The organism is Burkholderia sp. Leaf177 (assembly GCF_001424345.1).
Taxonomy (GTDB): Bacteria; Pseudomonadota; Gammaproteobacteria; order Burkholderiales; family Burkholderiaceae; genus Caballeronia.
The window spans coordinates 314,053-334,684 of sequence record NZ_LMPF01000026.1; the positions used below are offsets into that span (position 1 = coordinate 314,053).

Consider the following 20,632-nt stretch of genomic DNA (forward strand, 5'->3'; position numbering starts at 1 on the left):
CGGGCGCTGAATTGTCTCGAGCGCCGCCTCACATTCTTCAAGGTTGCGAATGAGCACTTACGTGTTGCTGGGTTGCGGTTTTGGAATCGGATTGGCAATTGCGATCTGGGGCATATTCGACGCACGCAAACATTCAAGGCGTGAACCAGCGGACCCCAGGCGCTGAGGTGTTGTCGATCCGCCGCTTGGCAATACATTGTGCTTACAAGACGTTTGTTTGGAGCCTTCAATCGGCCATACATGACGAGCTTGTCATTTTGGCGTCAGCTTTAGGTCAGCACAGATCCCTCAGAATTGCGTCATGGTCATCGCCTGTTGATTAACGGATGACCATGGGCTTCATTCATGCCGAGCGAAGCCGATGTTTTATTTCGCATAGAGGCAGACCATCATGAAAGCATTCATCTATACAACGCTGGCTGTTGCATTGGCTACGCCCGTCATTTCATTTGCGCAAACGGCCGAACCCGTCACGCGCGCAGAAGTACGCGCCGACCTGGTCCAGCTCGAAAACGCGGGTTATCGCCCGGTTTCGCAAGACGCTACGTACCCTTCGGATATCCAGGCCGCCGAAGCGCGCGTACATTCCGGCAGCGGCGCCAGTGCATATGGTGGCGTGCCGGACACGGGAACGTCCATATCTCCGGCTAGCAAGGCCGCCGTCGATCATTGATTGAATTAGCTCGAATCGGCTTGGATCGGTTGAGGCGGCGCCAAACGAAGCGACCTTCGGCGCCTGACGGCCAAAGCGTTCAGGACGCGCTCAAGTGCGTTGTCCTTGCGCACGCGCGCTGCTGTGTTCGTCGGAGGGAATGGCTTTCGCTTTTGCCCTGGCGGGCAAGAAGGGAAAAATCAACAACTGATAAGCCCCGCCGCCAATCACACCACCGAGCAACGGCGCAGCCACGGGTATCCACCAGTAGTTATCGGGTGCAGGCAGCGCCGACGATCCCCAGCCCGCAAAGTAAGCAAATATCCGCGGACCGAGATCGCGCGCCGGGTTCATGGCCCATGCTTCGAGATATCCCATCGATGAACCCAGGATCGCCACCAGCAAGCCGATCATGAGCGCGCCCGAATTCGCCTGGGGCGCCATTTCGTTGAACTGTTCGGTGATTGCGAAAATGCCGAACAGCAGAAGCGCGGTGAGAATGACTTCATTCGAGAACGCGTGCATGGGCGTGACCGCCAAACCCGGATGCGTGAAGAACACACCAGCGGCGCCTCCTTCCGCGCGTGTCAGATGATGCGTCAGGTTGTAGTGATCGATGACCGGACCGAACAACGCATACACGATCACCGCGCCCAAAATGCCGCCAAGCAGTTGCGCTGCCCAATAAGGCAAGACCTTCTTCCAGGAGAACCCGCGGAACATCGCAAGCGCCAGCGTGACGGCGGGATTCGCATGCGTGCCGGAGATGGAACCGGTTATATAGATGGCAAGCGTAACTGCCAATCCCCAAGAGATGCAGACGCCCCAATATGCGTTCGCATAGGGGCTGGGATCGTAGAGGGTGTACATGCATGCAACGGAATCGCCAAACGCGATAATGATAAAAACCGCGACGGCCTCGGAGATTAGTTCTCCGATGAATTGTTTTTTGGTGAAGGGTACGGCAGTAGAAGACACTAAAAAATTGCTCCGGGAAGATAAAATAGAGAAGCTGATATCCGGGTGATTTGCTCACCCGGAACAATGCAGGATCAGGACGCGTCGGCCCATGCCTTGGCGGCATTCACCGCGCGATGCCAGCCTTGCATGTGACGCTTGACGTCTTCGGCAGGAAGATCGGCCGAGAAACGCCGGTCCAGCTTCCATTGGCTTTGCAGTTCATCCACGTCTGCCCAGTAGCCCACCGCGAGTCCAGCGAGATAGGCAGCGCCTAGCGCAGTTGTCTCGCTGATCTGCGGGCGCACCACGTCAACGCCGAGGATATCGGCCTGGAATTGCATCAGCAGGTCGTTCGCTACGGCGCCGCCGTCCACGCGCAACTCGCCTATACGCATGCCGGAGTCGGCTTCCATGGCCTTCAACACATCAATGGATTGGTACGCAATGCTGTCCAGCGCCGCGCGCGCAAGATGCGCGGACGTCGTGCCACGCGTTACGCCGAACAATGTGCCGCGTGCGTGAGCGTTCCAGTGCGGCGCGCCGAGTCCGGCGAACGCGGGCACGAGATACACGCCGTCGCTATGTGGAACGCTGCGCGCAAGCGTTTCAATCTCATTCGCAGTCTTGATGATCCCGAGTCCGTCGCGCAGCCACTGCACCACCGCGCCGCCGATGAAGATGCTGCCTTCCAGCGCGTAATTGACCTTGTCGCCGATCTGCCAGGCGATGGTAGTCACGAGGTTGTTGCTCGATTCAATGGGTTTTTCGCCCGTGTTCATCACGAGGAAGCAGCCTGTGCCGTAGGTATTTTTCACCATGCCGGACTGCGTGCACATCTGGCCGAAGAGGGCGGCGTGCTGGTCGCCTGCAATGCCGCCAAGCGGAATCTTCGATGCAAACACCGTGGTCTTTGTCGGTCCATAAACTTCGGATGACGCCCGCACTTCCGGCAGCATGCTGCGCGGAATATCGAGAGCATCGAGCAACTCGTCGTCCCACTCGAGCGTATGAATGTTGAACAGCATGGTGCGCGATGCGTTGGTTACATCGGTGATATGCAGCGCGTGTTTTGTGAAGTTCCAGACCAGCCAGCTATCCACCGTGCCGAACGCAAGACGCCCGTTCTTGGCTTTTTCGCGTGCGCCTTCCACGTTGTCCAGAATCCAGCGGATCTTGGTGCCCGAGAAGTATGAATCGATAGGCAACCCGGTCTTCGCACGAACCTTTTCTTCCAGCCCCTGCGCCTTCAGTTGATCGCAGAAATCGGCGGTACGGCGGTCCTGCCAGACGATTGCGTTATAGATGGGATGGCCGGTCTCGCGATCCCAGACGATGGTCGTCTCGCGCTGGTTCGTGATGCCAATCGACGCAATCGATGCACCATTCAACCCAGCCCGCGTGACGGCTTCTGCCGCGACGCCTGCCTGCGTGGACCAGATTTCCTGCGGATCGTGTTCGACCCAGCCCGGCCGCGGATAGATCTGTTCGAATTCCTTTTGCGCCACCGACACCACGTTTCCCTGGCGGTTGAACACCATGGCGCGTGAGCTCGTCGTGCCTTGATCGAGCGCGAGGATGTATTGCTCCTGCATTGTCTTCTCCACTTTTCTGGACAAATCGCCAAGTCTTTCCGGCGATATTAACGGCTTCTTGTTTTAACCATCGGTTCGATGCGAACAATCGGTCGATGCCACATATCCCAGTATCTGTCCGTAAAAGAAAATTTATCGAACCGATAATGTTCGAATTCGAATGCTAATGAACAGATTCGAAAATGTAAAGTCACAAATGGTGATGGCAACTGAGTGCCGAAGCCAAAAAGCAAAAGACAAAACGCAAAACGCCGACGGCATGCACCGCATGCGGTCGGCGTTCGCGCCAGGCGAATGAGCAAACGAACGGGGTCAAGCGCCCTCGGCGTTGGCACCGAGCATCGGCGCGGTCTTCGTACGCGTCTTCATTTTCGTTTCGAGCAGTCGATTGACCGCAATCGAACCGGCGACAGCGCATAACATCGGCACGAGAAAATCGTGGTCGACGCGCGTGAATTCGACCATGAGAACGAGCGCGGTGATCGGCATGTTCATCGATGAAGCCAGGAACGCCGTCGCACCCACAAGCGCAAACGCGCCGATGGGCGTGCCTGGCCACATGAGCGTCCATGCACCGCCGAGCACGATGGCGAGCAGCGCGCCGTTCGACATGCCCGGCGTCAGCAAGCCGCCCTGAGCGCCTGCACGCAAGCTGCTGACGGTGATTGCAACCTTGATCAACAGCAGCGTTGCCGCAAGTCCAATGGTCAATTCGTTGCTGAAGCCCAGTTGCGCGGGCGTCTTGCCGTTGCCGAGAATCTGCGGAAAGGAAACCGCCAGCAAACCGATCACGAGAAAGTTGGCTATCGATAAAACCGGCAACGTCCATCCCTTCGGCGCGGCGGCCCTTGCACGGCTGGTTAACTGTACGAACGCGAACGCAGCGACGCCAAACACGGGTCCCATGACAATGGACCATGCGACCAGATTTGCGCTCAACGCGAAATGCGGGACGATGTACTGCGATTCATCGCCGAGTCCGAGCCACGCGACGACAGCGGCAATGACCGACGAGACCAGCGCGGGAATGACCACGCGCAACTCGAACGAACGGAGCAGGACTTCGAGCACGAAGATCGCGCCGCCAAACGGGACGTTATAGACCGCGGCGAGTCCGGCGCCTGCGCCGCAAGCCACCATCAGCCGGGTTTGCTCGACGCTGAGTCCGGCGTAACGCGACAGCCATCCCGCGATCAGCGAACCTATTTCGCGCGGCGCGACTTCGCGGCCGAGTGGCGAGCCGAGCGCAACCGTGATGATCTGCAAGAGTGCGTGCGCGGTCGTTGTCGCGGGCGGCATGAGCGGATCGCCGGAGGAGATTGCCTTCTTGATGCTGACGAGCGGCCGGCCGTATCGATATATCGCGAGCCAGCCGAATCCCGCGATCACGCCGCACGCGAGCAACACGCCAATGCGCCGTTCCGCCGATGCCGCGGCCACGCCTTCGTAGAAACTTTCGTGTCCAACCAGATGGGTCAGGCTGTATCCGTAAGCGAAATGTTGAATCAGATGAAGTAGAAGGGCGAGCGCCATTCCGCCCAGTCCGGCTCCAATGCCGGTGAGAACAGTGACCACCGCAAGCCGGAATAGCGGCATGGACGGAGCGGGGCGGGAGGGAGGAATCGACATCAAAGTTTGGCAAAAAAACAATTAGCATGAACCTGGAAATTTACTGCCCGGATAGTGAGACGTCAAATTCATTTATTAACCTAATTGATGTGTTGCGAGCATAAATAGATAGGTTTTTTTTTTTCGTTATTGCCAAGACATAGACCACGAGCCCGTCACTTGAAAGTTCCGGCCATTTTTGCCATAATGGCAATACACGACACGCGGAGGTCATGGTGATCACCCCTTTGATTGATTTTCAAGAACTGCCACGCAAGAACGCCTCTCAAGTAAAGAACAAATGGGCCGAGGTCGTGCGCTTTGTTCGCGAGGAGGGCAGTGTCGCTGTGACCAGTCATTCGGCTGTCGAGATCGTGATGCTCGACGTCAATACTTATAAGCAGCTCACCGAAGAAATACAGGTGCTCAAAGCCCGGGAGCAGATCGGATTGGACGAACTGGAAAGTCGATTCAACGCGCGGCTGGCGTCGCTGCAGCAACCGGACGCGCGCGCAAATGTGCAGGCGCTTTTTAATGCCCGAGGGAAACTCGGCAAGCGGCCTAAGGCGGGTTCATCGTATTGATGCCGGACGTCGCCGCAAAGCAGCGCTCGTTCATCCTGGTACTTGCCGGTGTCAACGGAGCAGGCAAGAGTTCGGTCGGTGGGACGATGGTTCACGAGTACGGGCTGACATGGTTCAACCCGGATGCCTACACCCGTGAATTGATGATGCAATCCGGAATGGACCTGGATGAAGCCAACGCTCGCGCATGGGAATTCGGCAGATCCCGCCTTGAATCAGCAATAAAAAACGAAACGAATTTTGCTTTCGAAACAACGTTGGGCGCGCGAACTATCCCGGACATGTTGATATCGGCAACCCGCACGCACGACGTTTTCATGCTCTTTTGCGGGCTTTCATCGCCGGAACAGCATATTGCGCGCGTCAAATTGCGTGTGGCGCACGGCGGCCACGACATCCCGGAAACCAAAATCCGCGAGCGCTGGACCGGATCTCGCACGAACCTGATCAGGCTGTTGCCGAAGCTTGCCAACCTCCAGGTTTTCGATAACAGCGCCGAAGCCGCGCCGGGCGAGGACATTCCAGATCCGGTGCTGGTGCTGGAATGCATCGGCGGAAAGATCGTCTTTCCTGATCCGGACGATGCCGAGGCGCTCGCCGCCACGCCGGAATGGGCCCGGCCTGTCGTTCAGGCCGCCATCGAGGCTTCGCTGCCCTAACGCGTTCAGTCGTGACGCGTCAGCCGTAATGCATAGGTAAACCTATCGGCGGGAAACACGCTGATGGTCGCCTCGAATACGAGACCGCGCTGATCCACGTAATGGCGCACGATCTCGAGCGCGTGCGAATCCGGCGCGACGGCGAGCGTCGCGGCAACACGATCCGGCACGCCGACCGCTCGAATTTCCTGGCGCACTTCCTGGACCGCGCGTCCGCAGCGCTGCTCCACCATCTCGCAGATCAACCCGGTGTTCTTGCGCAACTCGCGCCGGATGGCCGCACCCGCGACCGGGTCCAGATACACCTCGGTCCAGCAAATCGGCTGTTCCGGCTTGGCTGGATCGATCCGCAACATCTCGACACGCAACCATCGCGAGCCGACCTCGACGCCAAGATGCGCGGCGACCGCGGCACTCGCGGAAATCTCGCCGATGGACTGAACATGCCGCTCGGTCAGCACCGCGAACTGCATCAGGTCTTCGACATTGGACATCGATTGTTCGAACGCCACGCGCGGTTTTGACGCCTCGACGCGAATACCTGCACGCTTGCGCCGCGAAATAAGCCCGAGATCCTGCACCTTCTGCAGCGCCGAGCGAACGGTCGCGCGGCTCACACCGTACTGTGTCGAGAGGTCGATTTCGCTCGGCAACGCCGCGCCGACCACGAACGTCCCGTTGCCGATCGCTTCAATCAGTTGATCCGCCAGTTCGACGTAGCGCGGTTTCATAACCTTCCCCGTTTTCCTATTGTTCAAACTCACGGCCGTGAAGCCAGGCGCGCCATCGTATCTTGGTGCGTGCCCGGTGCCAAGGCATCAAAGCCGCAAAGCTCCGAAGCGAACCGACGCCTCGCGTAAACCCGAAGTTGACGCATTTCCATCTACACTAATATAGTCCGTACATATTGAAAATGTACGGACTTATAGTCGATTCGATGCAAGTGCCGAGTCCGCACGAAAACGGAGACCGAAATGGCTGTTCACACGAATACGTCGCTCCCGGCTGAAGGCGGGGCAACCGGCGTCAAGCTGCGCCAGCCGTTCTATGCGCGGCTGGGGTTCCAGATCGTCGTTGGAATCGTGCTCGGTCTCGCACTCGGATTCATTGCGCCGCATCTCGCCGTGCAGATGAAAATTCTCGGCGACATCTTCTTGCGGCTCATCAAGATGATCGTCGCGCCGCTCGTGTTCCTGAACGTCGTGCTCGGTATTGCTGCTGCGGGCGACCTGAAGAACGTCGGGCGGATCGGATTGCGTGCGCTGATCTACTTCGAGATTGTGTCGACCATCGCGCTCATCATCAGCATGGTGATCGCCAATCTCTCCGATGTCGGCGCGGGCATGCATCTCGTGCAGAGCCCGGAAGCCGCGGCGGCCGCGCACGAGACGTATGGAAAAGCCGCGCACGTGTCGTTCGAGCATTTTCTGCTGACGCTTTTCCCCGATAACTTCATTGGCGCATTTGCAAATGGATCGTTGTTGCAAGTGCTCGTGATCTCGATCGGCTTTGGCGCCGCCGTCCTGATGCTCAACACGGAGCAGCGCGCAAGCGTGGAGCATGCGCTGTCGCGGATGTCGGACTGCTTCTTCAAATTTGTCGATGTGATCATGAAGTTCGCCCCGCTCGGCGCGTTCGGCTCGATCGCGTTTGCGATAGGGAGCAGCGGCATGAGCGCGGTGATTTCGCTCGGTTATTTGCTGATCGTGATGTACCTGTCGCTGGCGTTTTTTGTGGTCGTCGTGCTTGGCCTGATATTGCGGCTTTACGGCTTCAACGTGTTCCGATTCCTGCGTTATTTCAAGGAAGAAATCTTCCTGCTGTTCGCCACGGCCTCATCAGAAAGCGCATTGCCGCGCCTCTTCGAAAAACTCGAAAAACTCGGTTGTTCGCGCCAGTCGGTCGGGCTGGTCTTGCCGACGGGTTATGCGTTCAATCTCGACGGCACCGCCGTGTACATGTCGCTATGCGTGATGTTCCTCGCGAACGCTTATGGCGTGCCGCTCGACTTGCATCAGCAGTTCGGCTTGCTATTGCTGATGCTGCTGACATCGAAGGGCGCGGCGACCGTCTCGGGCGGCACGTTCATTGTCTTTGCAGCGACCGTTACCGCGTCGGGCCTGTTGCCTATAGAAGGATTGCCGATTCTTTTCGGCATCAATCGGTTCACGTCGCAAGCAGTTTCGATTTGCAACTCGATGGGCAACAGCGTGGCGACGCTCGTCATCGCAAAGTCCACTGGCGAGTTCGATGCAACCGCAGCACGCAGCGAATACGCGCGTGTGTTTGGATCGAGCGACGGCAAGGTTATCTAGTTATCCGAGGACAAATTCATGCGTATTACCGCGATCAAGGAAATCTCCGTACCGCTGGAAGGAAACGTGGCGAACGCGCTGGTCAGCTTCGCCGAGCACGACGTGTCGCTGGTCGCGCTCGAAACGGACGTGATCCGTAACGGTCGTCCCGTGACAGGCTACGCATTTGATTCCATCGGCCGATATGCGCAAGGCGGCATCTTGCGCGACCGCATGATTCCGCGCCTTGAGGCTGCGTCGCCCGAGTCGTTGCTCGACGCTTCGGGCGACCGCTTCGATGCCGCCAAGGTCCTGCAAACGGTCCTGCGCAACGAGAAGCCCGGAGGCCACGGCGATCGCGCGGCGGCGGCTGGTGCAATCGAACTGGCGGTGTGGGACCTCAACGCCAAGCTCGCCGATGAACCCGCGCACGTGACCATCGCGCGGCATTTTGGACGGCAGGGCAAGCGCGAAGGCGTGAATGTGTACGCTGCGGGCGGTTACTACTATCCGGATGAAAGCATGCAGCGCCTCGCCGATGAATTTCGCGGTTATCGTGAACTCGGTTTCGATGCGTTCAAGATGAAGATTGGCGGCGCCACGCTCTCGCAGGATATCGCGCGCATAGAAGCCGCGTTGACGGTCGCGGGCGAAGGTCAGCGGCTTGCAGTCGATGCCAACGGACGCTTCGATCTGGACACGGCGCTCGCCTACGCCAAGGCGATTGCGCCCTACGATTTGCGCTGGTACGAAGAGATCGGCGATCCGCTCGATTACGATTTGAACCGGCAAGTGGCAGAGGTTTATGAAGGACGTATCGCGACCGGAGAGAACCTCTTTTCCGTGCCGGACGTCATGAATCTGATCCGCTACGGCGGCATGCGAAAGGGCAAGGACATCTTCCAGATGGACGCCGGCCTCGCATATGGACTGACCGAATATGCACGCATGATCGACGCTATGGAAAGCCATGGCTTCGATCGCGCGCAAGCGTTTCCTCACGGCGGCCACCTGATCAATCTGCACATAGCGGTCGGACTTGAGCTCGGCGGATGCGAAGCGTATCCCGGCGTTTTCCAGCCCTTCGGCGGATATCCGCCAGGTTGCGGCGTTGGCGGCGGACTTGTGCGTCCGACCGAAGCGGCCGGCTTCGGGCTCGAAGAAAAAGAAGCGTTACGGCCCTGGCTCGCGCGTCTGAATCAATAAAAAGGAATCCTGATGTCTACCACCGTATTTGACTCCGCTCTCTTTCGCGACATGTTCGGCACGCCGGAAATGCGCGATGTGTTTTCGGACACTGCGTATCTCGCGCGTTGTATCGATGCAGAAACGGCGCTTGCTCGCGCGCAGGCCAAAGCGGGTCTGATTCCCGCAGAAGCAGGGCGGGAAATTACTGCGCGTGCTGATTTCTCGAAGCTTGATCTTGAAGCGTTGCGTCTCGAGACGGAGATTGTCGGTTATCCGATTTTGCCGCTCGTGAAGCAGGTCAGCGAAATGTGCGGCGACGCCGGCGGTTATCTGCACTGGGGCGCGACCACGCAGGACATCATGGACACCGCGACCATGCTGCAATGCGCGCAAGGCGTGGCGATCATCGGACGTCAGCTCGATGAAGTGCGCGGTGCGTTGCGCGATCTCGCCCACAAGCACGCCGACACCGTGACGGCCGGCCGCACGCATCTGCAACATGCGCTGCCGGTCACGTTCGGCTTTCGCGCCGCCGTGTGGTTGTCTGCACTGAACCGTCATGCCGAGCGGCTTGCGCAGGCAAAAGCGCGTGCGCTGATGGTGCAGTTCGGCGGCGCAGCGGGCACGCTTGCATCGCTCAACGACCCTGAGCGCGCGCTCCAAACGCGCCGTCTCTTTGCGGACGAATTGAATCTTCGTGATCCGGAAATCACCTGGCATGTTGCACGCGATGGCCTGTGCGAACTCGTCTCGTTGCTGGCGAGCATTGGTGGATCGCTGGGAAAAATCGCACTCGACGTAATGATGATGGCCGCTTCCGAATTCGGCGAAGTGGCCGAGCCGTTCGTACCCGGACGTGGCGCGAGTTCCACGATGCCGCAAAAGCGCAACCCGATATCGAGCGAGCTGATGTTCGCTGCCGCGAAGATGCTGCGCGAGCGCGCGGCGTTGATGCTCGACGGCATGATGCACGACTTCGAACGTGCAACGGGTCCGTGGCATCTCGAATGGAGCGCGGTGCCGGAAAGCTTTTTGCTTTGCGCAAGCGCCCTGCATCAGGCAAATTTCATGCTGCGCGGACTTGTGGTCGATTCCGCAAGGATGCGCAAGAACCTGGATTTGACAGGTGGTTTGATCGTGGCCGAAGCGGTGATGATGGGTCTCGCGCCGAGCATTGGCCGGCAGCATGCGCATGACGTGGTCTATGACGCATGCCGAATCGCGATCGAAAACCATCGCACGCTGTTCGATGTACTCATGGAAGACGCAAAAATCCGTGATGCTTTCGGCGAGGCGCGCCTGCGAGAACTGACTGACCCGGCGAATTATCTTGGCGCCGCCGCGATCATGGCGCGTTCGGTGGCGAATGCTACGAGCGTGTAATTTTGCGTGAGATAGCTCCGGAATAATAAAGCGCATTCGCCCGTTTAATCCATGTAACCCCGGCACGATCGGCATTTGCCAAAGCGTCGTCAAGGCGCTTGCAAAGCCGTTCGTTATCTGCCGGGATCATTGCTGGAGACAACGGTCATGCGTAAAGCGTTTTTCCTGGGGACGGCACACGCGGTACTTGCTTGCGCGATTTTTTCATCATCCGCGTCGCTGTTTGCACAAAGTTTCGACGACCCCATGTCGCCCGATCTGCAATCCAATTGCCGTGCGATCGCTGGACAGGCGGAGATAGACGGCACGATGCAACAGATCGTCGGACGGACTTGTCTCCAAAGCGACGGAACGTGGCGTATCGTTCAAGCCGATGACGGCAGCATGCTGACTTACCCGATAGCTGAATATCCGTACGTGGACCCTTGGTACGTGGGTCCGCCGGTGTTTATTGGCGTGGGCGTAGGTTTTGTTTTCGTTGACCGTTTCCACCATTTCCATCGATACAACCATTTCAACCAGATGAACCACTATCACGTGGGCGGCAGGTACGTCGGTGGTTTTCACAACGGTGGTCACATGCATGGTTACGGCGGAATGGGGCGTCGTTGAAGCCCAGCGGCGTAGCGTTTTAGCGCTATTTCCCGTGATCGGGAAATAGCGCATTGATTTAATTAAATGCTAAAGGATTCAATACAAAGCCCTTAGCGATTCCACGCCGCGCAGGGTATTGCGTTGACGCCACTGCAGTGCATCGAGATTAGTGATGCGCAAATCCGGCAGCCGCGAGACAAGCGTACCTAACCCGATTTCCAGTTCGAGCGTGGCAAGCCTTGCGCCGAGGCAGTGATGAATGCCGGCGGCAAACGACAACAATTTACCCTGAAGCGCACGCTCTATATCCAGTCGATCCGGATCAGTGAACTGGCTCGGGTCGCGATTGGCCGAGCCCACCATCATGAACACGATGGTGCCGCGCGCAATTGAGACGCCTTCGACTTCCACGTCTTCAAGCGCCGTGCGCACGATCATTTGCACGGAGCTATCGAACCGCAAACACTCGTTCACGGTTTTGGAAAGCAATGACGGATCGCGCTTGAGCAGTGCAAGTTGCCCGGGATGACGATGCAGTGCGATCAACGCATTACCCAACATATTCGATGTCGTCTCATGCCCGGCGACAAACAGCAACAGCACGTTCGAAATGATTTCATCGTCACTCAGCGATTCACCTGCTTCTTCTGCACGCACGAGTGCTGACACGAGATCGTTGCCCGGTTTCAAGCGTCTTTGCTCCACCACGCCCGCAAAATAACGCTGCAAGGTCAGCGTTGCTTTGTTCGCCGCAGCGAGGCGCTCGGCGTCCATGGGCGCGCTGTCGAGCGCGTTGCCCAAGTGGCTTGCGGCAGACCCCAGCCTTACTCCGTCTTCCACGGGTACATCGAGCAAGCGGCATATGATGTGTACCGGCAGAGGAAACAGGTAGTCGCTCACGAGATCGAATTCCTCGTCCGGCTTGAGAGAGTCAATCAAATTGTCCGCCGTGCTTTGCGCAATGTCGCGGAGCAAATCGATCTGGCGTGCGTTGAACGCCTTCATCAACAAGCTGCGCAAGCGCGTGTGCATGGGCGGATTCATCATCAGGAACATGCGGCTTAGCGCCTGGAACACGGGCTGCTCGCGTCCGCTATCGCCGTATCGGGCGGCGACACTTTGCATATAGGTCTTGCCCATGCGTCGGTCGTGAAGCAGCGCTTCGATGATCGCGTAGCGGCCCGTAAGCACGACGTTCGGCGCAAGCGGAACCAAAGCGGCTTCGGCGCGAAGTTGTTCGTAGAACGGATAAGGATTTTCGAAGAAGGCAGGGGACGACAGATCGCTGAATTTCATGTGGGCGTTCGTAAGGATGTCAGGGAAGGCGTACACCTTGATAACACCCGTAACGCGGGCTTATTCCATTGTCGATGAGGAAACTCAAGCGCGTGGCCGTTTGATTCTCGGGCGGCGCGCGGTCACGCCGTGGCGAGGCAGGGCGGGTGCATCGTCCATTCTTGCGGTTTCAGCCCGGCGCATCCTCGCTTCTTCCCGAAGGCTGGTGACGAGCGCCTGTGTGGTCGCCCGATCCAGTACGGCCTTCCTGACAAGCAGACCAAGCTTGCGGCTCACCGGCTGGCCCGGCAATGCAAGACGTTGCACCAATGGCGCGCTCCGAAGCATCAACAAATCTCCCGGCACGACGGACCAGCCGAGTCCTTCAGCAACCATTTGCACAATCACCGCGGGTTCGTCGAGCTCGATGCCTTCGCGGACCATCAGTTTCTGTCGGCGCAAGAACGTATTGACGAGGCCGCCGCCATAGGAACGCCGGTCGTAGCGAATGAACGGCAGATCAGCCGCCCATTCGCTTAGCGAACCTGTTGCCCCTCTCGGCGCGATTGCGACGTAGACATCGTCCAGTAAAGGAATCCACACCAAGCTGGCGGGAATGCCGAAATTCGGCTTGATCATGGCTGCAATGTCGAGCTCGCCTGCGTCGACCTGTGCCAGCAATTGAATAGACGTTCCTGGCGTAATCTGGATATGCGTCGCCGGACAATTTTCGGCGAAACCTCGCAAGGCTTTGGGAAGCAGGCCGGATTGGACGGTTGAAATTGCGCCGAGATTGATTGTCGATGCCGCGGGTGTTGCGCCAGCCTTCATGTCGTCATAACGCGCAACGAGCTCGCGTGCGTGACTGACCAGAGCACGTCCACGCTCGCTTAGCTGGACAGCTTTTCCGCTGCGCTCGAACAACAAACATCCGAGATCCGATTCCAGCCGCTTGATCTGCATGCTGACCGCGGATTGGGTCAGGCCTAAACGCTCGCCCGCGCTTGAAAACGAGCCGGTTTCAGCAGCGGTCAGAAAGGTGGCGAGGTAGCGGAGCATGATGAATTTATTTGATACTTAGACTTAAAAATATGCGTTTCTCATTCTTTATTTTTTATCTTAGCATTATCGGAATAACTAGATTCCGATTACTACTCTTCAAGGCTCCAAATGACATCACCGGTGCTTTTTCACCTTGCATTCCCCGTCAACAGCATTTCGAAAGCCCGCGAGTTTTACGGCGAGCTGCTTGGCTGCCCCGAAGGCCGTAGCGCGGAAAGCTGGGTCGACTTCGATTTCCATGGTCACCAGATCGTGGCGCATCTTTCGCCGGAGGAAACCGGGCACAAGTCGACGAGCGAAGTAGATGGCCACGATGTACCCGTCCGTCATTTCGGCGCCATCTTGCCGATGCCTGAATGGAAAGCACTAGCCGAGCGGCTTCGCGCGCAAAACGTCAAGTTCATCATCGAGCCGCAGATCCGTTTTCAGGGATTGCCGGGCGAACAGGCGACGATGTTTTTCCTCGATACGTGCGGCGGAAATGCGCTGGAATTCAAGGCGTTCGAAGACATGGGACAGGTGTTTGCCAAGTAAGGTTTGCCAAGTGAGTTTGCCTAAGTAAGCGTCTGCTTGCGAACCCCGCTTTATTTTTACGAAGCCCGATGTTTTTGCATTAATTTTCGATTTATTTAACGCGCACCATGGGGTTGCCAAGCGAGCTGGGGCACGCGGCGCACCCTATGGAACGATGACAACAGTCGCACGAAGGCCATTGATCCCCGCATTGACCGGCATTCGCTTTTTGGCGGCATTGAGCGTTGCGCTTTACCACTTATCGGACAAAGTCGCGGCCACGCTGGGAATTTCATCCCTGCATTTCTATGAAAATGCAGGCGACCCGGTGGAGCTGTTCTTCATTCTTTCAGGGTTCATCCTGACCTATACGCATCCGGAAGTGACCGGTGCGGCACGTCCTGCTATCAAGCAATTCTATTTCTCGCGGTTCGCAAAGATTTATCCAATCTACTTGCTAGGCTGGATCGTATTTGCGCCGCTGATTTATTCGAATCTCGTGGCGCTTCATGGACATGGTGCCGGCACTTATATCCGGCTGGCATTCTATGGATTTGTATCGCTCACGCTCTTGCAAGCATGGACGACAAACACGGCGAATGCCTGGAATACGCCGGGCTGGTCGCTCTCGGCCGAAGCCGTGTTTTATGCCGCATTTCCGTTCCTCTTCACCTATCTGAAGAACAAACGTGTTGTGGTGCTTTCGGGTTTGATCTTTGTATGCTGGGCGGTTTCGGTTATTCCAACGCTAGCGCTTTCGTTCTTGCCGTTGTCACTTAGAAATGAGTTCTGGCCGCGCGAGCTCGTCAACTTTCTTCCGGCGCTACGGATCGGCGAATTTATCGCCGGAATTTGTCTTGCGCGGATCTTTTTGGGAAGCGCTAAAGAGAAATCGATGGTCTTCGATCTAGGCGCGCTAGCGGCTTTGATCGCAGCGATTGCCGTGATTGTCGCGGCGAATCATCTGCATGCAAAATTGCTGCTGTTTCCCGCCTTCATGCTGCTGCTTTATTGTCTCGCGTGCGCGAAAGGGCCTCTTAGCGCCATGCTGGGCAGCAAGCCGATGGTCTTGCTAGGCGAGGCGAGTTTCGCGTTTTACATATTGCACATACCTATGTTCCGATACGCGAAAATGGTTTTCCCGGATATCGCGACTTCGCCTGCGCAATTTATGGCGTTTGTGGCCAGCCTTACGGTAGTGTCGATCGTCTGCTTTCTGGCAATAGAAAAACCGTTGTGCGCTTATCTGCGCAAAGCCTATAAGCGGTCTCGTGCGCCACGTACGATGGGCCAGCCTGAACACGCTTGACAATGTCAGGCTGCCCCATGTTCCCGCTGCCTAAGGCAAGGTCACCGGCACTGGTCGCGTCAACAGGTCGACGTAAAGATTGAAGAACCGGTTATTGTCGAACTGCGTTACATAGGCGATCTTCTGCGGCGAAGCACCCGTCGTAGGAGCCCGATAGACCTTTACTTGACCTTGCGTTTCGCCGCTACTCGTATCGATGTCGAGATACGCGCTTTTGGTTTGCGTCGCGTACGTCGGGTCGATGAAATACGCGATGGTCAACGTGTCGAAGATATCCGTGTCGGTGCTGAAGGCATTGGCGTTCGCGATTGCATAGGCCTTCGTGACCGCGGTCTGCTTGCTCGGATTATTGGCGATCTGGTTGTACACGCTTTCCGTTAGCGGAACGGTATCGGTGACATCGAGCGGAATCACGGTCTGCGGAATCGTTGTCTGCAACACGGTGCGCACCGCCAGCGGGTCGAACCACCAGTTCAATTCACCTACGGCATTGGCGTTGCCCGGTACCGCCATGGCGCCGCCCATATAGACAATCTGCTTGATCAACGGCGCTATTTCCGGTGCTTTCTTTAATGCAAGCGCGAGATTGGTCGGCGGTCCCACTTCAAGAATAGTGACCTGGTTCGGATACTTCTTGATCGTATCAATCATGAAGTCGGACGCATTCTCCGCCTGCAGCTTCGTGCTGGTCGCAAAGCCATCGGGCGGCGCGGTCAGCTGCGATGCCTGAGTCGGTTCCGCACGCATCCATGCGCCGAAATACCCGTTCGGATTCGCCGCCTGCTGTGCGCGGATGCTCGCAACGTCGTATTGCAGCGGATAATTCGCTCCGGCATATACGCCCACGGTGTTCTGCACGCCCATGCGCTCGACTGCTTTCAATGCATCGGCCTGCTCCTGCAACAGCCAGTCATTACCCGTGACGACCGTGAGGCCCAGCAGGTTGACCTTGCCTTGCGCCATCAATTGCGTGGTCATGGCAAAGAGCTGGCCGTCGTCGCCCATGGTGTTGAAATCCGAATCCATGATGACCTTGGGCGCGGTGCCCAAAGGTGAGGTATTCGAGTTGTCGCTGCCGCCGCACGCGGCAAGCGCCACGGAGGTCATGAGGATAGCTATAGATTTGGAGTGCATTGCTGTTCCCATTCAAGTTGGTGGATAACAAACAACGACTGCAACATGGCGCCATGCGGCAGCTTCGCGTGGGCCGCCTGCGAGGGCAGGCGGGACGCTTCCGGCGTGTGACCACAGCCGGAATGAATCAGGACGCGTTATCGACTTCCTGGCGCGTGGGAATCGAAGGCTGTGCGCCTGCGCGCGTCACCGAAATAGCGGCGGCGCGTTGCGCAAGATCGATAGCCGCTTCCACCGGCTGGCGCGCGGCCAGTTGTGCGGCGAACACACCAATGAATGTGTCGCCCGCAGCGGTTGTATCCACCGCGTCGACCTTCGGTGCCGAAAAGTGCGTGCCTTCGCCGCCCTCCGGCAACAAATACGCGCCTTGCGAGCCCAGCGTCACGATCACGTTGCGCGCACCGGCGCGCTGCAATTCCTTGGCCGCACGCCGAGCGCCGCTTTGCGATTCGACCGGCAAACCGGCAAGGATCGCAGCCTCGACTTCGTTCGGAACGAGGTAATCCACGAGCGGCAACCAGTCGGCGGGCAGCGGCCCGGTTGCAGGTGCGGGATTCAACACCGTCAGCTTGCCGAAACGCTTGGCCGTCACCAGCGTTGCATATACCGAGTCCCAGGGAATTTCGAGTTGGCAGACCACGACATCGGCAGACTTGATGACTGCTTCGTGCCGCTTGACCATTTCGGGCGTAACTTGCCCGTTGCTTCCCGCCACGACCACGATGGTGTTCTGGCCATCGTCGGCGACGGTGACCATCGCGACGCCCGTGGGCAGGGACGAATCGACTTCAATCGCGCCGCAATCGATGCCTTCTGCTTCAAGCCCCGCGAGCCGCACTTTTCCGTTGCCGTCGGCGCCCACGCAACCGGCCATCGCAACGCGTCCGCCTATGCGTGCAGCCGCAACTGCCTGGTTGCCGCCCTTGCCGCCCGAATGCTCGGAGAACTCATGCCCGCCGATGGTTTCGCCCGGACGCGGCAGGTGAGGGGAGCGCACGACCAGATCTGTATTGATGCTGCCGACGATAAGGACCAGGCCTTGCTTTGTTTCTTTGGACATGTCTTTCTCCTGCCGGCGTCACATGACGCGGCGTTTGCTGCGATACGTATCCAGCACGACGGCAACGACAATCACCGCGCCGGTAATGATCCGCTTGGTCGGCTCGTTCGCGCCGATCTGCGCGAGGCCTGCCGCGAGTACGGAAATGATCAGGACGCCGAAGAACGTGCTGATGACCGAGCCGCGTCCGCCCATCAAACTCGTTCCACCGATAACAACCGCCGCAATCACTTGCAGTTCAATACCCGATCCCGCGTTGGGATCGGCGGCTTCGAGGCGCGAGATCTGGAACAGCGCGGCCAAGCCGGACAGTAGTCCCATCAGCGCGAAAACGATGATCTTGTAGGGCCGCGGATTGACGCCTGCGAGCCGCACTGCTTCTTCGTTCGTGCCGATGCCGACCAGATATCGGCCGAACACGGTTCGCGTCAACACGAGTTGCGCGACGATCATCACCGCGATTGCGATCAGGAACGATGGCGAAATGCCGAAGGCAATCGGATTCGAGAGGAAGTCGAACGCATCGCCAATGTACGCTGTGCGCGAGTTGGTCATCTGATACGCAAGACCGCGTGCGGCCTCGAGCACGCCGAGCGAGACGATGAACGACGGAATGCGCCAGCCCACCGTAACCGCGCCGGTCACGCAGCCGGTCAGCGTTGCGCCCGCCATGCCGAGCAGCGCGGCGGGCAGCGCCGGCCAGTGCCATTGCAATGCGGCGACGCTTGTCAGCGCCGCGCCGAGCGCGAGCACCGAACCCACCGACAAGTCGATGCCCGCGATGATCAGCACGAACGTCATGCCCACCGACATCACCACGAGATCGGGAATCTGGTTCGCGATCGTGCTGAAGGTGTCGTAGGTGAGGAAGTGCGAACTCAACACGGAGAAGAGCGCGATCATCGCGATCAGCGCGCCGAGCAGACCCAGGTAGTTTGAAAACCCGAGGCGCGTGCCGATCGGCTTGGCGCTTTTGGGCGGCTCCGTCTGCGTCTTCGGGGTAGTGGTTTGAGTCGTCATCCTAATGCTCCGTGATTTGTGCGTCTGGCTTGCTTGTATCTGGCACGCGCGTGTCCGGCTCGGCAGGTTCGGCGAGGATTTTATCGCGGCCGGCATAACCCGCGAACGCGGCTGCGAGCAGCGCATCCTGGGTCCAGTTATCGCGTTCGAACACGCCCGTCATGCGTCCCGCCGACATTACACCGATGCGGTCGCAAATGAGCATTAATTCGCGTAAATCACTCGATACCACCACCAGCGCACGGCCTTCCCGTGCTTGCGCGCCCATCAGCGCATAGATGTCGAACTTGGCGCCGACGTCGATGCCGCGCGTGGGTTCGTCGAAGAGCAGCACCGTGCAGTCGCGCGCGAGCCAGCGCCCGATCACAACCTTCTGCTGATTGCCGCCCGAGAGTTCCGACACCGGTTGCGCCGCGCTCGATGTGCGGATGCGCATGGCAGTGATCTGCTTTTGCGCCAGCGCGTTTTCGCGTTTCGCGTCGACTACGCCATGCTTCGATACCGCACTGATATTGCCCAGCGAAATATTCGCGGCGATGGGCTGGGGCAGCAACAAACCCTCGCCCTTGCGGTCTTCGGTGATCAACGCGATACCCTGGCTCACCGCATCGGACGGCGACTTGACGTTGACCTTCGCGAGTGCCGCGCCGTGACGTGCAACGAACACCTCGCCGCTGTCGGCACGATCCGCGCCATAGATCAGGCGCATGAGTTCGGTGCGTCCCGCGCCGATCAGCCCGCTGATCCCGAAAATTTCGCCGGCCTTCACTTCAAACGATACGTCGCGTACCACCTCGCCGCGGGTCATGCCCTGGACCTTGAACGCCGTTGTCCCGATCCGCCGCTCGCCGAGATCGATGCGCTCGCCGATGTCGCGTCCAACCATCAACGTGACGATTTTATCGCTGGTCAGATTGTGCATTGCGTCAACATGCACGAGACGTCCGTCGCGCAAAACCGCTGCACGCTCGGCAACGCGCGCCAGCTCTTCCAGCCTGTGCGAGATATAAACCAGCGCAACACCACGCGACTTCAGACGGTCGACCTGCTCGAACAACAGATCGACTTCTCGCGCCGTCAGCATGGCGGTGGGTTCGTCGAGAATCAGCACGCGGCAATCGCCAATCAGGTTGCGCGCAATCTCGACCATCTGTTGATGACCGATTCCGAGTTCGCCTACGAGCGTGTCCGGATCGATTGCATCGAGACCGACCTGAGCCATCGCGTGGCGTGCATCCTCACGCAACTTCGCGCGGTCGATCCAGCCGAGGCCGCGTTGCGGCAACCGGTTGAGAAAAAGATTTTCTGCGACGGACAACGTGGGCAGCAGGTTCAGCTCCTGCATCACCATGCGCACGCCGAGCGCTTCGGCGTCGCTGCGAGTGGCCGGCGCGTACGCGGCGCCAGCGAGCTGCATGGAACCGGTGGTCGGCGTAACGAGACCGCTGATGATCTTCGACAACGTGCTTTTACCCGCGCCGTTTTCGCCGGTCAGCGCGAGCGCTTCGCCGGGACGCAGATGCAAGGAGACATCCATGAGCACGGGCTCGACATAAGTCTTGCCGATGCCGTGGATGGTCAGCACCGGAGTTGCATCGGCGGAAGGGACGGTTGAACTTGGCATCGCTTTAGAAATACTGGAAGGTGCTTGATGGTGAAATCCGGAGCGTGGCGCGTCGGCGCGCGGCTCACCCAGACGCGACGCGGCAACGCGGTTGGCGCGGGTGCTTCTTCGGGCGCCTGCT

At 58.5% G+C, this 20,632-nt stretch carries 19 protein-coding genes; 9 read left to right on the plus strand and 10 right to left on the minus strand.

Translation table 11 applies throughout. The annotated features are described in order from the left end of the window. The first annotated feature begins 391 nt into the window (after positions 1-391). Positions 392-673, plus strand: coding sequence for a DUF4148 domain-containing protein (locus ASG35_RS30535; protein ID WP_056366879.1), 282 nt, complete (start codon positions 392-394; stop codon positions 671-673). Between the two features lie 90 nt (positions 674-763). On the opposite strand, the gene ASG35_RS30540 is transcribed toward ASG35_RS30535, so the two are convergent. From ASG35_RS30540 to ASG35_RS30550, 3 genes are all read right to left on the minus strand, one after another. After that, a complete protein-coding gene (locus ASG35_RS30540; RefSeq protein WP_056366881.1) occupies positions 764-1,630 on the minus strand; it encodes an MIP/aquaporin family protein in 867 nt (288 codons plus the stop codon). A gap of 74 nt (positions 1,631-1,704) precedes the next feature. Then, positions 1,705-3,204, minus strand: a complete 1,500-nt coding sequence (glpK, locus tag ASG35_RS30545; RefSeq protein ID WP_056366884.1) for a glycerol kinase GlpK — start codon at positions 3,202-3,204, stop codon at positions 1,705-1,707. 312 nt (positions 3,205-3,516) lie between these two features. Next, entirely contained in the window at positions 3,517-4,833 is a 1,317-nt protein-coding gene (locus ASG35_RS30550; protein WP_056366887.1) for a chloride channel protein, read from the minus strand. 212 nt (positions 4,834-5,045) lie between these two features. On the opposite strand from ASG35_RS30550, the gene ASG35_RS30555 reads away from it, so the two are divergent. Together ASG35_RS30555 and ASG35_RS30560 are read left to right on the plus strand one after the other, a co-directional pair. Continuing rightward, positions 5,046-5,396 (plus strand): type II toxin-antitoxin system prevent-host-death family antitoxin, encoded by a 351-nt coding sequence (locus tag ASG35_RS30555; protein WP_056366892.1) that lies wholly within the window; start codon positions 5,046-5,048, stop codon positions 5,394-5,396. Beyond that, positions 5,396-6,055, plus strand: a complete 660-nt coding sequence (locus tag ASG35_RS30560; RefSeq protein ID WP_056366895.1) for a hypothetical protein — start codon at positions 5,396-5,398, stop codon at positions 6,053-6,055. The genes ASG35_RS30555 and ASG35_RS30560 overlap by 1 nt, the downstream gene beginning before the upstream one ends. A gap of 5 nt (positions 6,056-6,060) precedes the next feature. Here the strand turns inward: ASG35_RS30560 and ASG35_RS30565 are convergent, their stop codons facing one another. Next, the gene (locus ASG35_RS30565) at positions 6,061-6,786 is read right to left on the minus strand and encodes a GntR family transcriptional regulator (protein WP_056366898.1); all 726 of its coding nucleotides are present in this window, start codon (positions 6,784-6,786) and stop codon (positions 6,061-6,063) included. Positions 6,787-7,029: 243 nt separating this feature from the next. Between ASG35_RS30565 and ASG35_RS30570 the strand changes: the two genes are divergently transcribed. The 4 genes from ASG35_RS30570 (at position 7,030) to ASG35_RS30585 (ending at position 11,532) form a co-directional block, all read left to right on the plus strand. Further along, positions 7,030-8,370, plus strand: coding sequence for a cation:dicarboxylate symporter family transporter (locus ASG35_RS30570; RefSeq protein ID WP_056366901.1), 1,341 nt, complete (start codon positions 7,030-7,032; stop codon positions 8,368-8,370). 18 nt (positions 8,371-8,388) lie between these two features. Next, positions 8,389-9,555, plus strand: coding sequence for an enolase C-terminal domain-like protein (locus tag ASG35_RS30575; RefSeq protein WP_056366903.1), 1,167 nt, complete (start codon positions 8,389-8,391; stop codon positions 9,553-9,555). Positions 9,556-9,567: 12 nt separating this feature from the next. Then, positions 9,568-10,920, plus strand: coding sequence for a class-II fumarase/aspartase family protein (locus tag ASG35_RS30580; protein WP_056366906.1), 1,353 nt, complete (start codon positions 9,568-9,570; stop codon positions 10,918-10,920). Between the two features lie 147 nt (positions 10,921-11,067). Next, positions 11,068-11,532: a hypothetical protein gene (locus ASG35_RS30585; protein WP_056366985.1), complete on the plus strand. Its 465-nt coding sequence runs from the start codon at positions 11,068-11,070 to the stop codon at positions 11,530-11,532. A gap of 78 nt (positions 11,533-11,610) precedes the next feature. Here ASG35_RS30585 and ASG35_RS30590 read toward each other — a convergent pair whose 3' ends face one another. Both ASG35_RS30590 and ASG35_RS30595 read right to left on the minus strand, forming a co-directional pair. After that, the gene (locus ASG35_RS30590; protein ID WP_056366909.1) at positions 11,611-12,810 is read right to left on the minus strand and encodes a cytochrome P450; all 1,200 of its coding nucleotides are present in this window, start codon (positions 12,808-12,810) and stop codon (positions 11,611-11,613) included. 84 nt (positions 12,811-12,894) lie between these two features. Then, a complete protein-coding gene (locus tag ASG35_RS30595; protein ID WP_082508694.1) occupies positions 12,895-13,848 on the minus strand; it encodes a LysR family transcriptional regulator in 954 nt (317 codons plus the stop codon). Positions 13,849-13,959: 111 nt separating this feature from the next. Here ASG35_RS30595 and ASG35_RS30600 point away from each other — a divergent pair, with 111 nt between their 5' ends. Together ASG35_RS30600 and ASG35_RS30605 are read left to right on the plus strand one after the other, a co-directional pair. After that, positions 13,960-14,385, plus strand: a complete 426-nt coding sequence (locus ASG35_RS30600) for a VOC family protein (RefSeq protein ID WP_056366911.1) — start codon at positions 13,960-13,962, stop codon at positions 14,383-14,385. Positions 14,386-14,539: 154 nt separating this feature from the next. Beyond that, positions 14,540-15,673, plus strand: coding sequence for an acyltransferase family protein (locus ASG35_RS30605; protein WP_082508695.1), 1,134 nt, complete (start codon positions 14,540-14,542; stop codon positions 15,671-15,673). A 30-nt stretch (positions 15,674-15,703) separates the two neighbouring features. Here the strand turns inward: ASG35_RS30605 and ASG35_RS30610 are convergent, their stop codons facing one another. From ASG35_RS30610 to ASG35_RS30625, 4 genes are all read right to left on the minus strand, one after another. After that, positions 15,704-16,807, minus strand: a complete 1,104-nt coding sequence (locus tag ASG35_RS30610; protein ID WP_082508696.1) for a nucleoside hydrolase — start codon at positions 16,805-16,807, stop codon at positions 15,704-15,706. Positions 16,808-16,934: 127 nt separating this feature from the next. After that, entirely contained in the window at positions 16,935-17,867 is a 933-nt protein-coding gene (gene rbsK, locus ASG35_RS30615) for a ribokinase (protein ID WP_056366916.1), read from the minus strand. Between the two features lie 18 nt (positions 17,868-17,885). After that, positions 17,886-18,887, minus strand: a complete 1,002-nt coding sequence (locus ASG35_RS30620; protein ID WP_056366918.1) for an ABC transporter permease — start codon at positions 18,885-18,887, stop codon at positions 17,886-17,888. A gap of 1 nt (position 18,888) precedes the next feature. Next, positions 18,889-20,511 carry a sugar ABC transporter ATP-binding protein gene (locus tag ASG35_RS30625; RefSeq protein WP_056366920.1) on the minus strand — a complete coding sequence of 541 codons (1,623 nt, stop codon included), beginning with the start codon at positions 20,509-20,511 and terminating at the stop codon, positions 18,889-18,891. Between the last annotated feature and the right edge of the window lie 121 nt (positions 20,512-20,632).

Coding starts and splice junctions, on each gene's coding strand:
- ASG35_RS30535 (WP_056366879.1), top strand. CDS start 392: ATGAAAGCATTCATCTATACAACGCTGGCTGTTGCATTGGCTACGCCC.
- glpK (WP_056366884.1), bottom strand. CDS start 3,204: ATGCAGGAGCAATACATCCTCGCGCTCGATCAAGGCACGACGAGCTCA.
- ASG35_RS30550 (WP_056366887.1), bottom strand. CDS start 4,833: ATGTCGATTCCTCCCTCCCGCCCCGCTCCGTCCATGCCGCTATTCCGG.
- ASG35_RS30555 (WP_056366892.1), top strand. CDS start 5,046: ATGGTGATCACCCCTTTGATTGATTTTCAAGAACTGCCACGCAAGAAC.
- ASG35_RS30560 (WP_056366895.1), top strand. CDS start 5,396: ATGCCGGACGTCGCCGCAAAGCAGCGCTCGTTCATCCTGGTACTTGCC.
- ASG35_RS30565 (WP_056366898.1), bottom strand. CDS start 6,786: ATGAAACCGCGCTACGTCGAACTGGCGGATCAACTGATTGAAGCGATC.
- ASG35_RS30570 (WP_056366901.1), top strand. CDS start 7,030: ATGGCTGTTCACACGAATACGTCGCTCCCGGCTGAAGGCGGGGCAACC.
- ASG35_RS30575 (WP_056366903.1), top strand. CDS start 8,389: ATGCGTATTACCGCGATCAAGGAAATCTCCGTACCGCTGGAAGGAAAC.
- ASG35_RS30580 (WP_056366906.1), top strand. CDS start 9,568: ATGTCTACCACCGTATTTGACTCCGCTCTCTTTCGCGACATGTTCGGC.
- ASG35_RS30585 (WP_056366985.1), top strand. CDS start 11,068: ATGCGTAAAGCGTTTTTCCTGGGGACGGCACACGCGGTACTTGCTTGC.
- ASG35_RS30590 (WP_056366909.1), bottom strand. CDS start 12,810: ATGAAATTCAGCGATCTGTCGTCCCCTGCCTTCTTCGAAAATCCTTAT.
- ASG35_RS30595 (WP_082508694.1), bottom strand. CDS start 13,848: ATGCTCCGCTACCTCGCCACCTTTCTGACCGCTGCTGAAACCGGCTCG.
- ASG35_RS30600 (WP_056366911.1), top strand. CDS start 13,960: ATGACATCACCGGTGCTTTTTCACCTTGCATTCCCCGTCAACAGCATT.
- ASG35_RS30605 (WP_082508695.1), top strand. CDS start 14,540: ATGACAACAGTCGCACGAAGGCCATTGATCCCCGCATTGACCGGCATT.
- ASG35_RS30610 (WP_082508696.1), bottom strand. CDS start 16,807: ATGCACTCCAAATCTATAGCTATCCTCATGACCTCCGTGGCGCTTGCC.
- rbsK (WP_056366916.1), bottom strand. CDS start 17,867: ATGTCCAAAGAAACAAAGCAAGGCCTGGTCCTTATCGTCGGCAGCATC.
- ASG35_RS30620 (WP_056366918.1), bottom strand. CDS start 18,887: ATGACGACTCAAACCACTACCCCGAAGACGCAGACGGAGCCGCCCAAA.
- ASG35_RS30625 (WP_056366920.1), bottom strand. CDS start 20,511: ATGCCAAGTTCAACCGTCCCTTCCGCCGATGCAACTCCGGTGCTGACC.